This window comes from Niveispirillum lacus (genome assembly GCF_002251795.1).
Lineage (GTDB): Bacteria > Pseudomonadota > Alphaproteobacteria > Azospirillales > Azospirillaceae > Niveispirillum > Niveispirillum lacus.
The window spans coordinates 150,807-172,292 of the sequence record NZ_NOXU01000028.1 but is presented as its reverse complement, the minus strand read 5'-3'; the positions used below and the strand labels follow the sequence as shown (position 1 = coordinate 172,292).

General features: G+C 58.2%; 12 protein-coding genes. 8 read left to right on the top strand and 4 right to left on the bottom strand.

All coding sequences use genetic code 11. The features are described from left to right. Positions 1-2: 2 nt before the first annotated feature. Positions 3-1,010: a glycoside hydrolase family 43 protein gene (locus CHU95_RS11215; RefSeq protein WP_207762453.1), complete on the bottom strand. Its 1,008-nt coding sequence runs from the start codon at positions 1,008-1,010 to the stop codon at positions 3-5. Positions 1,011-1,365: 355 nt separating this feature from the next. Here CHU95_RS11215 and CHU95_RS11210 point away from each other — a divergent pair, with 355 nt between their 5' ends. The 5 genes from CHU95_RS11210 to CHU95_RS11190 all read left to right on the top strand — a co-directional run bounded on the left by CHU95_RS11210 (position 1,366) and on the right by CHU95_RS11190 (position 10,069). Beyond that, a complete protein-coding gene (locus CHU95_RS11210) occupies positions 1,366-3,393 on the top strand; it encodes a di-heme-cytochrome C peroxidase (protein WP_094456422.1) in 2,028 nt (675 codons plus the stop codon). An 11-nt stretch (positions 3,394-3,404) separates the two neighbouring features. Continuing rightward, on the top strand, positions 3,405-4,544 hold the full coding sequence (locus CHU95_RS11205) for a catalase family protein (RefSeq protein WP_094456421.1): 1,140 nt from the start codon (positions 3,405-3,407) through the stop codon (positions 4,542-4,544). A 245-nt stretch (positions 4,545-4,789) separates the two neighbouring features. Further along, positions 4,790-7,261, top strand: coding sequence for a TonB-dependent receptor domain-containing protein (locus CHU95_RS11200; protein ID WP_094456420.1), 2,472 nt, complete (start codon positions 4,790-4,792; stop codon positions 7,259-7,261). Between the two features lie 102 nt (positions 7,262-7,363). Next, on the top strand, positions 7,364-9,178 hold the full coding sequence (locus CHU95_RS11195) for an alpha-amylase family glycosyl hydrolase (protein ID WP_094456419.1): 1,815 nt from the start codon (positions 7,364-7,366) through the stop codon (positions 9,176-9,178). Positions 9,179-9,181: 3 nt separating this feature from the next. Then, positions 9,182-10,069: an ROK family protein gene (locus CHU95_RS11190; RefSeq protein ID WP_094456418.1), complete on the top strand. Its 888-nt coding sequence runs from the start codon at positions 9,182-9,184 to the stop codon at positions 10,067-10,069. Positions 10,070-10,599: 530 nt separating this feature from the next. Here CHU95_RS11190 and CHU95_RS11185 read toward each other — a convergent pair. Continuing rightward, the gene (locus CHU95_RS11185; RefSeq protein ID WP_094456417.1) at positions 10,600-12,870 is read right to left on the bottom strand and encodes a beta-glucosidase family protein; all 2,271 of its coding nucleotides are present in this window, start codon (positions 12,868-12,870) and stop codon (positions 10,600-10,602) included. A 680-nt stretch (positions 12,871-13,550) separates the two neighbouring features. On the opposite strand from CHU95_RS11185, the gene CHU95_RS11180 reads away from it, so the two are divergent. From CHU95_RS11180 to CHU95_RS11170, 3 genes are all read left to right on the top strand, one after another. Further along, positions 13,551-16,610 (top strand): TonB-dependent receptor, encoded by a 3,060-nt coding sequence (locus CHU95_RS11180; protein ID WP_094456416.1) that lies wholly within the window; start codon positions 13,551-13,553, stop codon positions 16,608-16,610. A gap of 116 nt (positions 16,611-16,726) precedes the next feature. Continuing rightward, positions 16,727-18,238: a tryptophan halogenase family protein gene (locus CHU95_RS11175; RefSeq protein WP_207762452.1), complete on the top strand. Its 1,512-nt coding sequence runs from the start codon at positions 16,727-16,729 to the stop codon at positions 18,236-18,238. Positions 18,239-18,265: 27 nt separating this feature from the next. Beyond that, positions 18,266-19,780, top strand: a complete 1,515-nt coding sequence (locus CHU95_RS11170; protein WP_094456415.1) for a tryptophan halogenase family protein — start codon at positions 18,266-18,268, stop codon at positions 19,778-19,780. Here CHU95_RS11170 and CHU95_RS11165 read toward each other — a convergent pair whose 3' ends face one another. Both CHU95_RS11165 and CHU95_RS11160 read right to left on the bottom strand, forming a co-directional pair. Beyond that, positions 19,781-20,821: a LacI family DNA-binding transcriptional regulator gene (locus tag CHU95_RS11165; protein ID WP_245838151.1), complete on the bottom strand. Its 1,041-nt coding sequence runs from the start codon at positions 20,819-20,821 to the stop codon at positions 19,781-19,783. Between the two features lie 176 nt (positions 20,822-20,997). Continuing rightward, entirely contained in the window at positions 20,998-21,462 is a 465-nt protein-coding gene (locus CHU95_RS11160; protein WP_094456494.1) for an Lrp/AsnC family transcriptional regulator, read from the bottom strand. Positions 21,463-21,486 lie beyond the last annotated feature (24 nt).

Here is a 21,486-nt window from a genome sequence, read left to right as displayed (position 1 = left end):
TACTATGGTTGCTGCTCAGTCGTGACGCCAGCATTGGTTTGGATTACTGGTATCATGGTTCCATCTTTGTTGTAGTGCAGATACTCAACAGTCACGGACCGCCGGCCAAGGGCACCATTCAGGTCCCCGATGGTCAGTGCAGCATTATGCAGAAATAAGTACCAATTTCCCTTGAACTCTATGATGGCGGGATGGATCGTAAAACTGTATTTGCCGGAACCGGTCAATTCTCCGCGCCAAGTCCATGGCCCTTCGATCGACGGCGCCGTTGCATAGGACACGCGCTCATCTTGGTGCGTCGACCGGTCAAGGGATGCGTAAGTCAAGTAATATACATCACCTCTTTTGTGCAACCAAGGGCCCTCCTCAAAATGGGGTGGCGTGATTTCAGTGATTGGTCCGTCAATTTCAATCATATTTTCTTTCAATCGGGCGATGTAACATTGACGGTTTCCCCAAGCGATCCAAGTTGTCCCATCCAGATCGGTAAAGACCGTAGGGTCGATATCTTCCCAACTGTGGGTGCCCTTGGGTGTCATTTGGTTGGTGATCAGTGCAGAGCCTTTTGCATCGACGAACGGTCCGGTGGGCCTGTCGGACACGGCGACGCCAATGGCTTTGCCGGGTTGGGTGTCATCATGCTCCACCGCAGCGTAAAACCAATATTTCCCATTCTTATAAATGGTTTGGGAGGCCCACGCGTCTTTCTTTGCCCATTTGAAGTCGGCCACTTGCAGGATGGGGCCGTGGTCAGTCCAGGTACGCATGTCCCTGGTGGAGTAGACCAGCCATTCCCGCATGTTGAACATCTCGTCGCGCTGAGCCTCGTCATGGCCAGTGAAAAGATAAAGCGTATCTCCCACAACCAAGGGGGCCGGGTCCGCCGTAAACTTGTCCCGGATGATCGGGTTGGACCCTGGTGCTGGATCGGCCTGGGCGCCAACGAGCGATCCTAACAGAAAGATAATGGGCGCCAACGTCATCGCCAGCCTCGGAGTAAGCTTCTTCACCGGACGGACCCTCTCGGCATTAATAGGCGTATAATAATACTATTTAGTAGCCGATGCTAGGCAGGTTTGTGAATTGATCGTCATTTTTTGGCTGTGGCGGTGTTAGTCGCCTTCTCTGGCGGGTTTCCGAAAGCCGCCTTCCGTCACATCTGCCAGGAGTTGAGTCCCCGACTCCAAGAGAAGGTTGCGAAATGGCGCAAAAAGCCGGATCGGCCATAATGCTTAATCCATTCTATATTGTAAAAAATACTAAATCATGCAATTCTGCGGCGAGAAAAGTGTTCCGGTTTTTCTGTTGGGGAAGGGGAGCAGTATGGGGGGCAAGGGGTGGTTTCGTAACAGGAAAATGCTGCCGATGGCAGTTGTCTTCCTGGCGCTGGGTGCATGCGGTGCAGATACCGGGTATGTGGAGATCGGCAGCGTTCCCGCAGGCAAACTGCCGGTACCCAAATGGCCGGCTAGCAGTGCGACGGGTGGTGTGGCTGAATTGGCGCCTGGGCATGGTGGTTGGGGCGGTTGGTGGGGCGTGGACCAAGGCTGGTCTGCCGAACAACGTCGTGCATTCTGGTTCACCCCCCAAGGGTCGTGGATGGTGCCGTATGGCTGGTTGGTGGTGGTCGAGCAGGCCACTAACAAGGAGCGGTTTATCGCGCCATCCAATATAGACCGGCTAGGCTACATCCCTGCACAAAAAGACATCTGGAATCCGGAAGCACTCCCGATTGGTTTTACAGTGACGCCGGGTGGTACCAGCACGGATGGCAAGCCGGGAATGGCGTGGGCGGGTCCCACCTGTGCGGCGTGCCATACCAACAAACTTGATTATGACGGTAAGTCCCTGATTATTGATGGTGCGCCATCCCTGGGTGATTTTTATAGATTCAACGCGGAGCTACTGGACGCACTTCTCGCGACTTCGGAACAGCAGGAAAAGTTCGACCGGTTTGTTACGCAACTTGTGTCCAAAGGGTTCCTGACCGCCGATACGCCCGCCGCCCGTAATGAGCTGCGGGGCCAGATGGCGGAACATCAGATGTGGTTGGCGGAGTATCTGCGCCGTAACCTATGCGGAAGCGATAACAGCAAGGACTGTCCTGTCGATGCGAAGCCGGGTGTAAGTACCTATGACACTTATGCGGCGAAGAACGTTACGCTGAAGGCTAATCTGGCTGTTCGTCCGTTGGAGGCGCGGGTAGAACAGGATGCCATGATACGCGCCAGCTTCGTGCCATTGCCGGGAAACGGTCGCATTGATGCGATTGGTGCTATTTTTAACCAAGTCTCCGGATTTAATATCGCGGTCCCCGAAGCGAACTATTCCCCGTCAAACGCACCAGTCAGTTACCCTTTCCTGTGGGGAGCTCCGCAGTCCGACGTGGTGCAATGGAACGGTTTTGCAAAAAATGCGTCCGTTGTTGGCATTGGTTTCGGTCCGCTTGCCCGGAATGTCGGCGAGGTTTTGGGGGTTTATGGTCGGATCCGGGTTGTTCCCCATGATCCGGCGCAATGGACCACGCCCGACAGCAGCTTCGAAACTGTGCCCGGCAAAAATCCGCGCTTTGGTTTTGCGTCGACTGTTCTGACCACCAACCTTGGCCATATCGAAAAATGGCTATCGACCCTTCGGTCCCCGCGATGGCCGGAAGGATTTCTGCCCGCCATCGATAAGCAGAAAGCGGCGCGGGGAGCCGCGATCTATAATGGGGCGACCGACCTGGGCGTAAATTGCAGCTTGTGTCATCAGGTAATCGCCCGTGAAGATGAAGGAGAGCCATATAAAGCAAAGCTGATTCAAACTTCTGTGATTGGTACCGATCCAGCTATGGCCGACAATTTCCTTTTAAACTTAAATAAAGCGACAGGCCAAGCCTGGGAGAGCGGTAAGTTGGAAGGAAAGCGGCCCAACCTCGTCGAATTCTGGGCCACACGCTACGGGGCAACTTTGCCCAATCGGAGTGATGCGCTTACCACGCAGGTGGCCGGTGTTTTGCTATCTGACCTCAGCGACACAATCTCCGCCGGCCGCATGTCGAAAACCTATACCGGGTCCTTCGATGAAGGTGCCGATCCCCGTTCCTATAAAGCCCGTCCCCTGACGGGCATCTGGGCCACCGCACCTTATCTGCATAATGGGTCGGTGCCGAACCTGACGGCCCTGTTGACGGACGAGACGAAGCGGCCCACCCGGTTCCATGTCGGCAGCCGAGAGTTCGACCCCGTCAATGTCGGCTATCAAACGGGGCCGGACGCGAACCGCCCGACCTATGAGTTTGATACGGGCTTCCCCGGCAACCTGAATTCCGGCCATTCCGGCAAGCTTTATGGCACAGAGCTGAATGACCAGGACAAACAGGCACTGATCGAATACCTGAAGACGCTTTAAGGCCGGGGGACATGATGAACAAGCGGTTGAAGGCTGGGCTTTGCCTGGCCGGGGCAGGGGTTGCCCTGCTGTCGGGCTGTGCCGAACGCGGCGATGCTTATTACAGGCCAATCGATCCAGCCACATATCCCGCCGCCAATGGGCCGGGGGAGAAGCTGGCGCCGGGGGAGGTAGATGCAGCCGCCCGTGTTGCGGCCATCATCTATGCCCATCTGGAGCGGAAGTATGCCAATGTGCCGGTGCGCCGCGACGCGCACCCCAAACCGCATGGGTGCGTCGCCGCTACCTTTACGGTGGGCGATACGGTGCCGTCGGCGCTGCGCCATGGGCTGTTTGCGAACCCTGGTGCCTATCCCGCCATCATCCGCTATTCCAATTCCAACGAAAATCCCAACCGTCCCGACTATGAGAAGGATGGACGTGGCATGGCGGTGAAAGTGCTAGGCAACAGCGAACAGCCGCTGCCTGGCGCACCCCTGGTGGTGGCGCCTGGGTCGGCCCCGACCCAGGATTTCATCATGATCAACTTCCCCACCTTTCTGGTGGCGGAGCCAAAGGATTATGAAAAGCTTGTCGGGTATAATGACAGCCCCAGCAAGCTGACGCAGTGGCTGTTGCCGGTGCTTGTCCCCCTGTCCATCGGTGTGAAGGGTACGATCAATGCTGTGGAGGCCACTAGCTCGTTGATCGATAACCCGCTGAATACCCGCTACTGGTCCATGGTGCCGTATCAGCTGGGTAGTGGTGCGGAGGCGGTGGCTGTGAAATATTCCGCCATGCCATGCGAGCCGCAGCCTGTGATCATCCCAAAGACCAAAGACCCCAACTATCTACGCGCTGCCATGGTGGAGACTCTAAAAAATGGCGCCGCCTGCATGCGCTTTATGGTGCAGGTACGGACCAGTGATATGAGTGTGGAGGATTCCCGCTATGAATGGTCTGAAACCGAAGCGCCGTTCCAGGAAGTGGCGCGGATCAATATCCCGCAGCAGGATTTCAATACCGACGCCCAGAACGCGGCCTGCGAGGCCAGTTCCTACAATCCCTGGCACGCGCTGCCTGACCATAAGCCGCTGGGTGCCGTGAACCGTATGCGCCAAGCCATTTACGAGCGGATTTTCGACCTGCGGCGGGAAACAGCGGGACGCTAAGTTTGCTGCACCGCAAACGATTGTATCTTTATCGCTACAGGTCGTGACAGCGTTTCGACAGTCAAGGCCTTGAGATCAGAGGATTCTTACAACAGCGTGCGGTCGGCCATGCCAATATCTGGCCGATCCTGCAAAATCTAACTTGCAAACGATTGCAGATCACTTATTCTCATCCTCGAAGCAAGAAGGGCCGCATAATGGCGCCCGATATCTGGCCAAACTGGTCCCAGAGGGAGAGAACCAAAATGAAGTGCACTCTGATGCGTGCGTCCGCCATGGGCGCGGCGCTGGCGGCGTTCAGCCTGTCCATGGCCCACGCCCAGGAAACCCAGGTCGCACAAGCCGCCGCCCAGGCCGACGCGCCCGCGGCCAGCGACGATTTGCAGTTGGAAGAGATTGTCGTGACCGCCGTGGTCAGCCAAACTTCCAAGATGCGCAGCTCCGTCTCTGTTTCCGCCCTGTCGGCGGACGACCTGATGCAGTCCGCTCCGCGCAGCACGGCGGAGATTTTCCGCAATATCCCCGGTGTGCGGTCGGAATCCACGGGTGGCGAGGGTAATGCCAACATCGCGGTGCGCGGCCTGCCGGTGGCGGCTGGTGGTGCCAAGTTCCTGCAACTGCATGAAGACGGCCTGCCCGTCATGGAATTTGGCGATATTGCCTTTGGTAATGCCGACATCTTCCTGCGCGCCGACAGCAATGTGGCGCGGGTTGAGGCCATCCGGGGTGGCTCGGCCAGCACGCTGGCCAGCAACTCACCGGGCGGCGTCATCAACTTCATCTCCAAGACCGGTGAAACGGAAGGCGGCAGCTTTGCGGTCACGCGCGGCCTGGATTACGACACGACGCGCGGCGATTTTGAGTTTGGTGGTGCGATCGGCGATAACTGGAATGCCCATATCGGCGGCTTCTACCGCGAGGGCGAGGGCGTACGCAACGCGGATTACAACGCGGAGAGCGGCGGCCAGATCAAGGCCAACCTGACCCGCAAATTCGAAAACGGCTATGCGCGTGTCTATTTCAAGTATCTGAACGACCGCGCCATCGGCTATCTGCCGCAGCCGGTTCTGGTCAGTGGCACCAACAGCGATCCCAAGATCCGATCCATCGCTAATTTCAGCCTGCTGACCGACAGCCTGCACACGCCAAATTTCCTGACCAATGTCGGGCTGGACGGCAACAATAATGTTCGCACCAGCAGCCTGAAGGACGGGATGCACCCGGTATCCACGGCGGTGGGCGGCGAGTTCAAGTTCGATCTGGCCGATGGCTGGGCCGTGGCCAACAAGCTGCGCGTGGCCGATACCTCAGGCCGTTTTGTCAGCCCGTTCCCGCAGGAAGTGATGGGCGCGCAGGCGCTGGCCACCGCCATCGGCGGCACGGGCGCCACACTGCGTAACACCGATGGGTCGTCGGTCGGGGCTCTGTCGGCCCTTAATGGTAATGGCCTGGCCACGCGGGTGGCGCTGTTCGATGTGGAGATTAATGACTTCTCCAATCTGGCCAATGACTTCAAGCTCACCAAGTCCATCATCAGTGGCGACAGCACCATCGATTTGGCAGCCGGTTACTACAAGGCGCGCCAGAATATTGAGATGGACTGGCTGTGGAACACCTATGTCATGGACGTCAATGGCCGCGATGGCCGCCTGCTTGACGTGTATAACGCGGCGGGTCAGAAGCTGACCAGCAATGGTCTGCTGGCCTATGGTGTGCCGCTGTGGGGCAATTGCTGTACCCGCCGCTATGATGCGCAATACACGATCGACGCGCCCTATGTCTCGGCGGCGTGGGAAATGGGGCAGTGGAACCTTGACGCTTCGCTGCGTCGGGATGAGGGGCAAGCGCGCGGCCATTACATCGCCAGCCGTCAGGCCCAGGTCGATGTGAACCGTGACGGCACCATCAATGTGCCCGAACGGTCCGTGTCGGTGATCGACAGCGCCAACCCGCAGAAGATCAATTACGACTGGGGTTACTGGTCCTGGTCGGTGGGTGCCAACTATATGATCGATCCTGATCTGGCCGCCTTTGCCCGCGTCAGCCAGGGGGGCCGCGCCAATGCCGACCGTCTGCTGTTCGGTCGTCTGCGGGCTGACGGGTCGGTCGCTAAGCAGGATGCGGTCGATATGGTCGACCAATATGAGGCGGGCCTGAAATGGCGCGGCGAGGATGTCAGCGTCTTTGCCACTGCCTTCTATGCTAAGACGCAGGAACAGAACTTCGAGGCGACCAGCCAGCGCTTCTTTGACCGCACTTACACGGCCAAGGGCATCGAGCTGGAGGCCACCTATCGCTATGAGGGCTTTCTCCTGAGCGGTGGTGCAACCTGGACTGATGCCGAGATTTCCAAGGACGCCTTGACCCCGGCGGTCAAGGGCAACACGCCGCGGCGTCAGGCCAAGCTGGTCTATCAGCTGACGCCTTCTTATAGCTATGAGGGTTACACCCTGGGCGCCAATATCATTGGTACCACCAAATCCTATGCCCAGGACAATAACGAACTGGTGATGCCCGGCTATGCCCAGGTGAATCTGTTCGCTGATGCCGCCATCACTGATGGCCTGTCGCTCTCCATCAATGTCAACAACCTGTTCAATGCCAAGGGCCTGACGGAATCCGAAGAAGGCTCCATCACCAATGGCATCGACAACATTATCCGCGCCCGCTCCATCAACGGGCGGTCCAGCACTGCCACGCTGAAATACAGCTTCTGACGTGGCGCACCCGGCCGGGGAACCTCCTCCCCCTCCTTCCTCCCGGAACCCCGGCCGGGGTTTCTCGATCGCAATTGATCGCCCTACAGAACGAGTTCACCCATGTCTGCCTTTCCTTTGGCCATTCCGGACGATCCCTATCTGCGCGATCGGCTTGTCGATCGGATAGGGCAGCATTGGCCGCGTTTGCTGGAGGCGCTGCGTCCGCTTTACGGCGAAGGTGACTGGGAACGCGAACTTGCATCCCGGCTTCTTTCTTCCGCTTTAGATCGGCCTGCCGACCTGCGTGACCTTGATTTAGTACGAGAGGCGACGCCCGATTGGTTTCAGCAGTCGGGTATGATTGGCTACTGCACCTATATCGACCGGTTCGGTGGTACTTTATCAGGCACCAATGCGCGGCTTGACGAGTTATCGCGCCTTGGTGTGACTTATTTCCATCCTTTGCCGCTGCTGAAACCACGCACCGGCGATAGTGACGGCGGTTTCGCTGTTGCCGATTTTCGACAGGTTGACCCGAAACTCGGCACAATTGAGGATCTTCGGAGATTGGCGACCCACCTTCGAGCACGTGGGATCAGTCTTTGTCTGGACATTGTTTGTAATCACACAGCGGACAGCCACGAATGGGCCGTCGCCGCTAAGGCGGGCGACAAGCGTTTCCGGGACTTCTACCATGTAGTGGAAGACGCAGAGCGGGTGACGGCGATTGAAGCCCATCTTGGCCAGGTGTTTCCGCAGACCGCGCCCGGCAATTTCACCTTTGTCCCCGAGATGGGGGGCCATGTCTGGACCACTTTCTATCCATTCCAGTGGGATCTGAACTACGCCAACCCGGCCGTTTTTATCGAGATGATGGATGTGCTGCTGTATCTGGCCAACCAGGGTGCGGAAGTGTTCCGCCTGGACAGCGCCCCATTCCTATGGAAACGCCACGGGACCGATTGCCGTGGCCTGCCGGAAACGCATCAGGTGGTCAGAGCGTGGCGCGCCGCTCTGGCCATTGCTGCCCCCGCCGTGGCGTTAAAGGCTGAGGCAATTGTCGGTCTGGGAGAGGTTCTGCCTTTTCTCGGCGACCCCGATCATCCGGAGTGCCATCTAGCCTATAACAATACTGCAATGACGGCCTTGTGGGCGGCACTTGCAACGGCAGATACGAGACCGCTGGCTACCTGTCTCAGCCAGGCGCTGGCCAAGCCCGCCGCGGCGGGGTGGCTCACCTATGTTCGGTGCCACGACGACATCATCTGGGGCGCGCTTAAAGATGTGATCCCGGATGAGACGCTTGGTTGGATCTCGGACTTTTATGCCGGGGAGGTTTCCGGTTCATTTGCCGACGGTCAGGCATTTCAGGCTGAACCTGGTGCCGTCCGCTCTACGAACGGAATGGCTGCCTCATTGGCGGGTTTCCGGGACGGGCAGGATAACGCAGCCGCGTTGGCACGGTTGCGGTTGCTCTACGGTGTCACTTTTGCGTTGGATGGTATACCCACCATCTATATGGGGGATGAACGGGCCCTGACCAACGACCCGGACTATGCCTCTGAACCAGATCATGGGGACGGCCGCTGGCTGCATCGCCCACAGATGGACTGGACCCGGCCGGAAGGGGACATCCATAGGTCCATAGCCCGTTTTGCCTTCTTGCGCCAAAACCGCGATTGTCTGCATGCGGCTAACCCGGCCCGTCCATTGAACAGCCCTGACCGCAGTCTTCTGATTTTTGAGCGGGTTGGCGGTGTTGGCGACCGGCTCGTTTGTTTGGGCTGGTTCAAGGAGCACGGTACGGTGCTCGATCTGTCCGCTGTGCTGGGCGACGGTCCCTGGTATGACCTCTTGGAAGAAACGGACATCACAGAGCACTCTGTGGCGCTGTTACCGTGGTCTGTTCGTTGGTTGGTGAAGAAGGGCGGTTAGAAAATGCGCGTCGCCTGTATCGAACTCGGCGGAACCAAGGTTGTCCTGGCAGCCGGCAGCGGGCCAGAAGACCTTACCGATCTGGTCCGTATCCCCACAACGGATCCTGCTAGCACGATGTCTGCCATTATCGCAGCGTTGGAGCGGGTTAAACCGTTCGATGCCATTGGCATTGCCAGTTTTGGGCCGCTGTGTCTGGACACGGCAGACCCGGATGGTTTGCGCATAACCGATACGCCAAAGCCCGGCTGGTCGCAGACAAAGCTGTTGGCTCCGCTAGCGCGCCAGTTTGGCGTTCCTGTCTATCTGGATACTGATGTGAACGGTGCCGCCCTCGGTGAGGGGCGTTGGGGCGCTGCGCAGGGCTTGCGTGATTTCGCTTACATCACCGTTGGAACCGGCATTGGTGTCGGGCTGGTCGTCAATGGTATGCCTGTTCATGGGTTAATGCATCCGGAGGCTGGCCACCTTCTGGTTCGCCGCGATCCGGTGAAGGACCCGTATCCAGGTCATTGCCCATTCCACTCAGACTGTCTTGAGGGGTTGGCCTGTGGTCCCGCCATCGCTGACCGTTTAGGGCGTTCAGCTGAGGAGTTATCCGATGACCACCCAGTCTGGTCTTTGGTGGGTGATTATATCGGCCAGCTCTGTGTCAGCCTGCTTTTGGTCACGTCACCCCGCCGTATCATCCTGGGGGGAGGAGTTGGGCAACGTCATGGTGTCCGGTTAGCGGCAGCACAAGCAATGCACGCGTATCTGGCGGGTTATGTTCAACACCCGGCATTGGGGGCCGGGTTTATCGTACCTCCGGCGCTTGAAAACCGGGCGGGGGTCCTCGGTGCAATGGTTATCGCCCAGAACTCAAATATGCGAGAGCACCACGGTGCTTGAGGCGTTCTGAATCGGTATCAATCGCTGATGGGGCTTTGTAGAATTGTTCGAAACCGCTGCTTCACTCGGCGGCCACCGGGCTGGTGACGTTTCTTTGGTCTATGAATTCTTTCTGTAACCGGCATGATCTTGCTAAATGTGCATTTGGTATGTATCAACCGAGACTTAGTGTTCTTGTTCATCGCAGAACTAAACCTGTCCTTGCAACCAGTTACCATTGATTGCAATTGATTTGACCACCACAAAATCGTGCCGTCAAAGGGACAGCAGATGCGAACGAGGTTCCATCACCAGTCCAGATCATTGGGACACGATATTGGGCGTAATGTACTTGCAGGCCTGATCATGCCTGGACTGGTCGTCGCAGCTAACCAGGCTAAGGCTTAGCTGGATGGCAACAACGGCTGGCCCTGCGGTTGACTGAAATTATGTTGCGGATCGGCTGCGTCAACAGTGAAAAAAATCTGGAACATCCACTCCCGACTTGCAGTGATCGTGGGGTGCGGGTCACACCGCACCCCTTTTTACTATCACCGTTCCTTTACGGCGGTGAACCGGGTGCCCTTTAGTGTTACTTCTGTGTCCAGAACCAAGTCGGTAGCGGATTTACCCATCCAAACTGTGTAGCGACCTTGCTTCACAACCCATTCTTTTTTTGCGACATCAAACATTGCCAAGATGCGCATATCGACCGGAATTCTGAACCGGGCGCTGGCGCCGGGTGTCAGTTCAAGCTTTTGCCAACCTGCCAACCGTTTTGGCGCCTCCCAACCACCATCAACAGGCCCGACATAGAACTGCGGTACGGCCATGCCGGTGCGATTGCCCGTGTTGGTGAGCGTACCGGACAAGGTCAGGATACCATCGGAACCGACCTCCGCCTTCAGGTCGTTGTATCTGAAATCGGTGTAGGACAGACCGTAACCGAAGGGGAACAGGGGCGTGTGGCCTTTCTTGTCGAACCATTTATAGCCGACGGCTGCACCCTCAATATAGGAAACCTCGAACTTGGTGCCTTCGGGTAGGCCCTCGCCATCCAGTTTGGGGCGTGGCAGTTGTTCCAGGCTGGCGGGGAAGGTGACAGGCAGGCGGCCGCTGGCGTCCACGTCCCCGTACAATACGCGGGCAATCGCCTCTCCGCCGGCGGTGCCAGGATACCAGGCGGCCAAAACCGCACCCACATCCTTCAGCCAGGGCATAAAGACGGGGCCGCCCGACTGCACCACCACGATGGTACGCTTGTTGGCCTTGGCCACGGCGGCGACCAGCGCATCTTGGTTGTCCGGCAGGGTCAGGGCGAAATCCATCGCCTCCCCCGTCCATTGGTTCACGAAGACGATGGCCAGATCGCTGTCCGCAGCCAGCTTTGCAGCGGCCGCCGGGTCGATACCGGCATCGAATGTGACATCGCCGCGGGCACGGGCCTGGATGGCAGCCAGGGGCGGATTACCGTGAAAGACGACGGGGCCGGGGAAATGCTTCGGACCCAGGCCCGGCACGGGATTGCCGCCGCGCCCGAAGACGGTGGAGGAGCCGCCGCCCGACATCACGCCCTTGTCGGCATAGCCGCCAATGACCGCAATCTTCGACGCCCCCGCCGCGAGTGGCAGTATGCCGCCCTGATTCTTCAGCAGGACGATGCCTTGCTCTGCGTCGGCGCGCGTAATCTCGGCATGGGCGGCATAATCGATCTTGTGGTCTTCGACAGCCACGGGATTGTCCATGACTCCATGGTCGAACAGCGCACGCAGGATGCGGCGGTTCATGTCGTCCAGACGGGCCATGGGCACGGAGCCATCGGCCAGCGCCTTGCCCAGCAGGTCGGCGCCGAAGAACATCTCCTTATCGAAGATATAGCCAGACTCCTGGTCCAACCCGTTATTGGCGGATTTGGCGGTGCTGTGGACGGCGCCCCAATCGGACATGACATAGCCCTTAAAACCCCAGTCGCCCTTTAGCACCTTGTTCAGGAGGAAGTCGTTTTCGCAGGCATAGTCGCTGTTATAGCGATTATAGGCGCACATCACGGAGCCTGGGTTCGAACGCTCTATCGCGATCTCAAAAGCCAGCAGGTCCGACATGCGCGCATCGGCCTCATCAATATTGGCCGACAAGACAAACCGGCCTGTCTCCTGCGCATTTAGGGCGTAATGCTTAATGGTGGAGACAATATTGTTTGACTGAATGCCGCTGATCTGAGCACCGACCATGATGCCAGCCAGCAGAGGGTCTTCTGTTCCATATTCGAAATTACGGCCATTACGCGGTTCACGCACCAGATTGATGCCGCCAGCCAGCATGACATTAAAGCCCGACAGCCGGGCCTCCTTGCCGATCATGGCACCGCCCTGGCGGGCCAGGGCAGGGTTCCAGGTGGCGACCGTCGCGATGCCAGCGGGTAGGGAGGTGCGTTCGCGCATCGGTTCTGTCGAGTCCCGCTGCGTTGCGACCCCAAGGCCCGCATCGGTCTGCCACTGTGCTGGAATTCCCAGGCGGTCGATGCCAGGAATGTACCCGGCCGATCCCATACGAATGCCAGCGGGCGGCAGATAATTGCGTTCTTTAAACGGCGATCCGAAATATCCAAAAACCAGTAGCTTTTTCTCTTCGACCGTCATCGCACGCAGCAGCAGATCAGCCCGTGCACCAGCGGATAGTGAAGTGTTCATCCAGGGACGTGCAACCGGGGCCGTGGTGGCGATGGCTGGTGCCGCGCTTTCAGCGGCCCGCGCGATGCCAGCGGACAAAGCCGTGGCCAGCAGCAGGGTGGACATAAAGCCTCGCATCTTTCTGTTGTTCATTCCCGTCCCCCAGTTTTTGGTTTAAGACACTGTTTCTTAGGTGAACGCTGCCATTGCCCGCGCGGAACCGACCTTTTCGTTTACGAACATCGGCGGGCTCGATAATCCCCCGACCTATCCTGCGCCTGTTGCCGGCGGCTTCATCAGTCATAGTAGCAGCGGAAAACAACGATACCAGCGGAAACAGACAACGTTGTCCGTTTTCTGTCTGATGGGTGACCGTTAAATCGATCAACCAGCGTGACATCCTGGCAACAGCGGACCGCTAGATCTGGCTGTGGTCAGACTTGCAGGCCAGGAAATGCCTGAAATATTTGGGTTTCGGCGATAGCGTCTCGCAGTTGCGGAAGACTTTACGAAGCATTCTGTTTAAGGACTTTCTGTTTGTATCCCGGACAGGCCATGTCTGCGCTGTCAACCGGTATGACAACGATGACATATTGCGCTTGACATCAAGCCGACCTTTCGTAAATTCGGAACTACTAAGGATGGGAGCGTGTGACGAAACACGCCTGATAGGTGGGGAATAAACCGAGCGGCTCACTGTGTAGCCCCAAGGATAATATCGGACGTAAAGCACCCTGACACGGTGTTTTGCGAACGATCCCGCTTAGTCTGGCGCCAGAAATCGCACGTAAAACTTTGCTCTGAGGGAGGGTCTCTTGAAAGGGATGCATTCTATGTTTGGACGCGGCATGGCCGTGGCCTTGCTCGCTGGTGCTTCGCCGTTTGCGCTGGTTTCCAACGCCGTGGCACAGGCCGCACCGGCAGCAACTGATACGCTTGATGAAATCATTGTCACTGGCGTACGCGCTTCTCAGCAACGCTCGGTTGATGTCAAGCGCAACCAGACGGCCATCGTTGATGCCATCTCGTCTGAAGATATCGGCAAGCTGCCTGACGTGACAATCGCTGACAGCCTGCAGCGCGTCCCTGGTATCCAGATCCGTCGTGACGCCGGCGAAGGTTCTACCGTGAATGTCCGCGGTCTGCCGCAGGTCATCACGATGCTGAACGGCGAACAGTACCTGTCCGCCGGTAATCAGGGCGAAGCCAAGCCGAACCTGACCGATGTACCGGCTCAGTTGATGAACGCGGTGGTTGTCTACAAAAGCACCGAGACCAAGAACGCCCTTTCCGGGATTTCCGGCACGATCGATCTGCGTACTCGCCGTCCTTCGGACATGCCCTACGGCTTTTCTGCCTCGGGTGCTTTGGAAGGCCAAACGGGCAAAGATACGAAGGAAAAGGACTATCTGGCCAACGGCCTCGTTGCTTATCGCGGCGACCGCATCGGTGTTCTCGTTTCTGCGGCCGGCAGCCAGGCGAACCTTGGCAACAATTATTCGGGCGTGGCGCCCGGACCGGGCACCGGTGGTCTTTCGGGCAATAATGACTGGGGCGGCACGGCGGCCAATCAGTTTATCTCGCCGCATGGTTTTGAAAGCTTCAAGAAAGAAACGGAGCGCGACCGTCTCTCCATTTCCGGCGCGTTCGAAGCCGATCTGGGGGAAGGCTTCACCTTCCTGGCCGAAGGCTTTTACACCAAGATGGACGAGTATAACCGCGCTGCCGGTTTGAACATCTCCAACCGCTGGTCGGGTGATGCTTTTGGTATCTGGGCCAAGCCGACCGATAGCACACCGGTCAGCGGCAGCAACTGGCTGGCCGTGGATGAGTATGACATCGACGCTTGGTGGGTGAATTCGTTCTCGGTCAATCGGGTCAACAAGTCTGAGTCGAAGAACTATAATGCCGAGCTGCGGTACGATAATGGGGGGCCTTTCAAGATGGAAGCCCGGGCGATGCGCTCGGACGCTGACCGTCTGTCGATGAATGGCCAGGCCCAGGGCGATCTGTCGAACTGGCGTTATGCACCCGGCCGTTTCACGCTGTTCCGTGACGCCAATGATCGCACTCGGGGCACCTTCTATCCCGCTTCCATCGCCTCGACCTTCCCTGCCTCGCGCTATACCAACAATATCGTTGGCAGCTTGGGTGGGCGTTATGTCGACCCGAACCCGCTGGGTTATGGTCAGAACCCGCAGCTGCATTACGACATCTCAGGCAGCAGCCCCGTCTGGTCCGGCTTTGATCGCGTCATTTCCGGTGGTTTGGGTGCTGGCAAAACGCTAACCGACTACATGGCCAACAAGGACAGCTACGCCATCGGTGCCTTCTCGTCAGAAGGTAACAATGAAGCAAAGTCGGACCTGAGCGTCTATCGTATCGATACGCATTATGATTTTGAGGAGCCGATGGGTGGTTTCCTCAACAAGATCGATGTGGGTATCCGCCGCAGCGACCGTTCCGTTTCGATCGAACAGTTCCATCTGTTCTCTAACTTCTACCAGGGCAAGGGCGTGAACGCCGCCGGCCGGCCTAACACAACGGGCTGTTCGGCCCAGTGGAAGGCCATCGACGTTGTCATGAACCAGAACCAGTGCCAGGCCGGTGAATTTGTTCGCGATCCGGTCACGGGCCAGCAAGTGTTCCAAGGCTATACCGTTAATGCCCCGACCCGCCTCGACACGTATAATAACGTGATCTGGGTGGACAATATGGGCTCCATCACCAAGGGTATCCCGGGCTTCTGGGCCATTGATCCGCGCGACTTCGATGATCCGGAGGCCTTCCACAAGAAGGTGTTCGGTGGTGCCGACCGCGCCATCATTCCCGGCCAGTCCTATGCCGTTGATCTGACGGAAGACAGTGGCTATCTGAACACCACGTTCGAATATGGTCCTCTATCCGGTACTGCTGGTCTGAAGATCATCCGTACCGAATTGCAGGTCCGCCAGAACATCACCGGCGACACCTTGAATTATGGTGACACGAACATCGATGCCGGTGACGTCGTTTCCAAGCGCAGCTACTACGACTATCTGCCGGCTGTGAACGCATCATATGACGTCACTGACGATCTGCGGCTGCGCTTCAGCTACAGCAAGACCATGCAGCCGCTGGACCTTTTGAAGTATGGCGGTGCTCTCAAGATCAATACGGCGGATGATCCGGGTCTGGGCATTCGTGTTGTAACCAGCGCTGAGGCCAACGGTAATCCTGAACTGGATCCGTGGCGTGCAGATAACTGGGACGCGGCCATCGAATATTATATCGGCGATGCCAGCATGCTGAATCTGGCCGTGTTCCGGATGAATATCGAAAGCTACGTCGTCACTCGCACCACCGCCGACGGCCGTTACCCCGACCAGGATGGCGTCATCCGTCGCACGGTCAACGTGACCCGTCCGCAGCAGGGTGAAGGTGGCCGCGTGGAAGGTGTTGAGGTCGGCGCCAAGCTGTCCTTTAAGGACTTCCTGGACAATGACAGCTTCATCTCCAACTTCGGTGTCGACACGAACTACACCTACTCGCCCTCCGAACAGACCCTGTCGTCGGGCAAGAAGTTGCCGTTCGCGGACAATTCCAAGCATCAGTACAACCTGATCGGCTGGTACCAGGACGATAACTTCCAGGCTCGTGTTGCGTACAATTTCCGCAGCAAGCGTCTGGAAAACACCTTCAAGGACTTCCCCGTCTATCAGGACACCACGCAGTTCGTTGATGTGAACCTGAGCTACAACGTCAACGAAAAAATCACAGTTTACGCCAACGGTTCAAACATCACCGGCGAGATTGAGGATTACTTCGTGGAGTTTGCACCGGGAACCACTCAGTACGCCTGGCAGAACGAGTATGAAAGCCGCTACACCGTCGGTGTCCGCTTCAAGTGGTAATCACGCTGTAGGCTGAGTACGGGGCGCTGCCGGGACGTGACCCACGTCAAGGCGGCGCCCTTTTTTCTTTGTCATTCACCTGTACAATCCCCCCAGACTTTCCTGGAAGAATGCCGATGCTGAGCGAGAGCCGTATCCGTGAGTTGGTCATTGTCGGTGGTGGGACCGCCGGCTGGATGACGGCGGCGTCGCTGGCCAACCATTTCCAGGGATCGGGGTTGAAGATCACCCTGATCGAAAGCTCCGCCATCGGCGCCGTCGGGGTGGGCGAGGCGACGATCCCCACCATCCGCCGCTTTTATCAGTCGTTGGGTCTGCGCGATCTGGATGTGCTGAGGGCCACGCATGGCACGGTGAAGCTGGGCATTCGGTTTGATGGCTGGCTGAACAAGGATAGCAGCTTTATTCATCCGTTCGGCGTCTATGGCCAGGATCTCCGCGACATTCCCTTCCATCAATATTGGCTGCGCCTGCGCGCCGCTGGTGAGAAGGTGGACCTGGGCGATTATTCGCTGGCGGTCGCCCTGGCCCGCGGCGGACGGTTCACGACCCCGTCGCCCAACCCGCCTTCCACCCTGTCGGTCTTTGATTGGGCCCTGCATTTCGATGCCGGCCTGTTTGCGCAACTGATGCGCCAGACGGCAGAAAAACTGGGTGTTCAGCGTATCGACGCCAAGATCGAGAAGGTGGAACTCAACCCGCAGAATGGCCATATCGCGGGCGTGCTGCTGGATAGCGGCAGCACCGTCACGGGTGACCTGTTCATTGATTGCTCCGGCTTCCAGGGGCTGCTGATCGAAGGGGCGATGAGTGCTGGGTATGAGGATTGGGGCCAGTGGCTGCTCTGTGACCGCGCGCTGGCGGCACAGGGGCATGCCATCACCCCGCCGCCACCCTTTACCCGCGTAACAGCGCATAAAGCAGGCTGGCGCTGGACCATCCCGCTTCAACACCGGACTGGTCATGGCTATGTCTATTCCAGTCGTCATATCAGCGATAGCGACGCAGAAGCGGAATTGCTGGCCGCTGTGGGCGGTGACCTGAAAATGGCGCCGCGCCGCATCTCCTTTACGCCAGGTCGCCGTAAACAGGCCTGGAAGGGCAATTGTGTTGCCATCGGCCTGTCTTCTGGTTTCCTGGAACCCCTGGAAAGCACCTCCATCGCCCTGATCGAGACGGGGATCGACAAGCTGAAACAGCTTTTCCCGCAGCGGGACATCGACCCTGTGCTGGTTGAAGAATATAATGACTGGAGCCAGCGAGAGATGGAGCGGGTGCGCGACTTCATCATCCTGCATTACTGGCTGAACCGGCGCCAGGACACCGCCTTCTGGCGCGATTGCCGGGCCATCGACTTGCCCGACACGCTGATCCGCAAGGTGGAAATGTGGAAGCGTCGGGGTCACATGGTCCGCTACCGCTGGGAGATGTTCCAGCCGGCTAGTTGGCTTGCCATCTATGCCGGTTTTGATTTCCTGCCCGAGGGCTATGACCCGGCGCTGGATGGCTTTGATGTGCCCAGCCTGTCGCGTGGACTGGCCGGCATGCGCAAGGCCATCGCCGATACAGTGGCCGATTGCCCCACACACCAGGAGTTTATCGACCGGTATGCCAAGGTCGTTGTCTAAGCAAGAAATCGGACAAGAGGGAACGCCATGAAGCCGTTGAACAGGATCGTCATTGCCGGGGGTGGCACGGCCGGCTGGATCACCGCCGCCATGCTGTCCTTCATGACGAAGGGCACCAGTACCGCGGTGGAACTGGTGGAATCCGATGAGATCGGCACCATCGGGGTAGGAGAGAGCACCATCCCGCCCTTCGTCGTTCTGCTGCGCAGCCTGGGCATCGACGAGCAGGATTTCATCAAGTCGACCAATGCCAGCTTTAAACTGGCTATCCGGTTCGAGGATTGGTTCAAGAAGAACCAGCATTATTATCACCCGTTCGGCACGCTGGGCGGTTTGATCGATAATCACGAATTCTATCAATGCTGGCTGCGGGCAAAGGCGGCGGGCCATCCGTCCGAATTGCAGGATTTCGCGGCGGCCACGGTGATGGCCGATCAGATGAAGTTCCTGCTGCCCTTCAAGGCGCCGCGCACCATGATCGCGTCGGCGTCCTATGCCCTGCATGTCGATGCCAAGCGCGTGGCGCAGTATCTGCGCCGCTACGCTGAAGAACGCGGCGTGACCCGGACGGAGGGGCGGATCAACCGGGTGCGCACCCATCCCGATGGGTCCATTGCCGGGCTGGACCTGTCCAATGGCAAGGTGGTGGATGGTGATTTCTTCATTGACTGCACAGGATTCCGCGCCCTGCTGATCGGCCAGACGCTGGGCGTGGGCTATGTCAGTTGGGCCGATGAGCTGCTGTGTGATCGGGCCGTGGCGGTTCAGACAGAGAATACCGATGATGATGCCGATGTGCATCCCTATACGCTCAGTCAAGCACAGGATTGCGGCTGGCGCTGGCGCATCCCGCTGCAGCATCGGGCCGGCAACGGCTATGTCTATTCGAGCCGTTTTCTGTCGGATGACGAGGCGGTGGCAACCCTGATGCGACAGGTAAAGGGCCGCCCCCTGATCGAGCCGAACATCATCCCCTTCAAAACCGGCATGCGGGCGAAGATGTGGGAGAAGAACTGCGTGGCCCTGGGGCTGGCCGCCGGCTTTATCGAACCGCTGGAGTCCACGGCCATCCATCTGGTCTATCGCGCCGTCGATTACCTTTTCCGGTTTTTCCCCGATGCCGACTGTGACCCATCCTTGCAGGCTGAATTCAATCGGCGGGTGGCGGCGGAGTATGAAGAAGTGAGGGACTTCATTGTTCTTCACTATTGCACCACGCAGCGCGACGACACGCCCTTCTGGCGTGCGGCCCAACGGACCCCGATTCCGGCGTCCTTGCGCGCCCGCATGGAGCTTTTCAAGGCGACTGGCATTCTGCGGCAGGGATTGGAAGAACTGTTCGGCGCGGCCAGTTGGCAGTCGGTCTATGAAGGGATGGGTGTGCGCCCGGCGCGGTACCAGCCGTTCGTGGATAAGCTGCCCATGAGTGTCATCACGGAGACGCTGGACCGGTCAGCTCCGCTGCTGAAAGCCCAGGTTGCCGGCCTGCCGCACCATGCGCAGTTCCTGCGTGATCATTGCCGGGCAGAGCGCGACTTCTGATCAACGCCGGGCCGGCGGAGCGGTGGACCGGCGAATGACGACATGGTGGGGCAGCACGCGGTGGATCACCGGTGTTGTCTCCCCCGGTTGTTTTTTCCGGGTCAGAATATTGACCAGGATTTCCGCAGCCGCATCAGCCAGTTCCTGGATCGGCTGCTTGACCGTGGTCAGTGGCGGCCACACCATTTCGGCCAGTTCAATGTCGTCGAAGCCGACCACCGACAGGTCGCCCGGCAGCGACAGGCCCCGATCATGGGCCACTGACAGGACTGCGGCGGCCATTTCGTCATTTGATGCCACAATGGCCGTCGGTGGTTCGGTCAGTGACAGCAGGCGGCGGGCGCAGGGCAGGGCAGAACGGTAGGTGAACCCCCCCTGCTCGATAATCTCCGGGTCCGGTTCCAGCCCATATTCGCGCAAGGCATCACAATAGCCCGAATAGCGTAAACGGGTACCAGCATGATGTTCCGGCCCCTTAATGAAGCCGATACGCCGATGGCCAAAGGCCAGCAGGTGCATGGTCAGATCGTTGCTGGCCGCGCGTTCATCAATCCGTACGGAGGAACCGCCCTCCCGTTCCCGTTGCGGCGTAACGCGCACATAGGGGACCTTGGCCCGTTCAATAACACTCATCACCGTGTCATTATCCGTGACAGGGGCGGTTACCACGACGCCATCCAGGTTCAACTGATTGACCAGTTTGCTGACCCGGTCTTCGACGTCGTCGCCGCGATAGTCGATTTCTTCAATCAGCAAATGGTAACCCTGGTCACGGAACCGCGTCAGCAGACCCATCTGGATCTGGCCGGTATAGTAACCGCCGGGATCGCCATAAACATGGGCGATCAGATAAGATTTGTCGCCCTTCAGGCTTTGTGCCGATTTGTTGGGCTGGAACTGTAATTCCGCCATGACCTTTAAAACGCGTTCACGCGTTTCCGCGCTGACATAGCGTTCATTATTCATGACCCGGGAAACGGTCTTGATCGACGCACCGGCGGCACGCGCCACATCGATGATCGTCGGTTTGCGATCTGCCACGATGGAATACCCGTTCGTGAAGGCGGCCAGGGGTCGGCTGACCCACCCCCAAAATTCACTCAAAGCGTGTCGTTTGCAAGTGTCGGATAACGATGTCAGGTTTGTTCCCGCCTGTCCGCGCGGGGCCGATAGCCAGGGAAATGAGTGGGCTTGGCCCGAACTCATTTCCATAAAGCCTAGCTCCGAACATAATCCAGGGGCAGTTCCGTTGTATATTTCAGACATTCCATGGAAAAGCCCGCCGAGACGTCCGACAGTTCGGCCACCTTGATCAGCCGTTTGTAGAGCGCATCGTACCCGGCGATGCTGTCGACCATAAATTTTATCAGATAGTCGATATCGCCCGACATGCGGTGAAGTTCGATCACCTCGGGAATACGGCAGACACCGTCGGCAAATTTGCGCAGCCATTCTTCGGAATGTGTCGCCGTCCGGATCAGGATGAAACCCGTCAGTCCCAGGTTGAGACGGTTCGGGTCCAGCAGGGCCACCCGTTTGCGGATCACCCCTTCGTCTTCCAGCCGTTTGATCCGGCGCCAGCAGGGGGTCTGCGATACACCGGCGCGCTCCGCGATCTCTGCGACGGTGCCGCTGGCATCCTGTTGCAGAGTGGCCAGTATCTTGCGGTCGATCTGATCCAAAATATTCTCCATTGCGGCCATGAC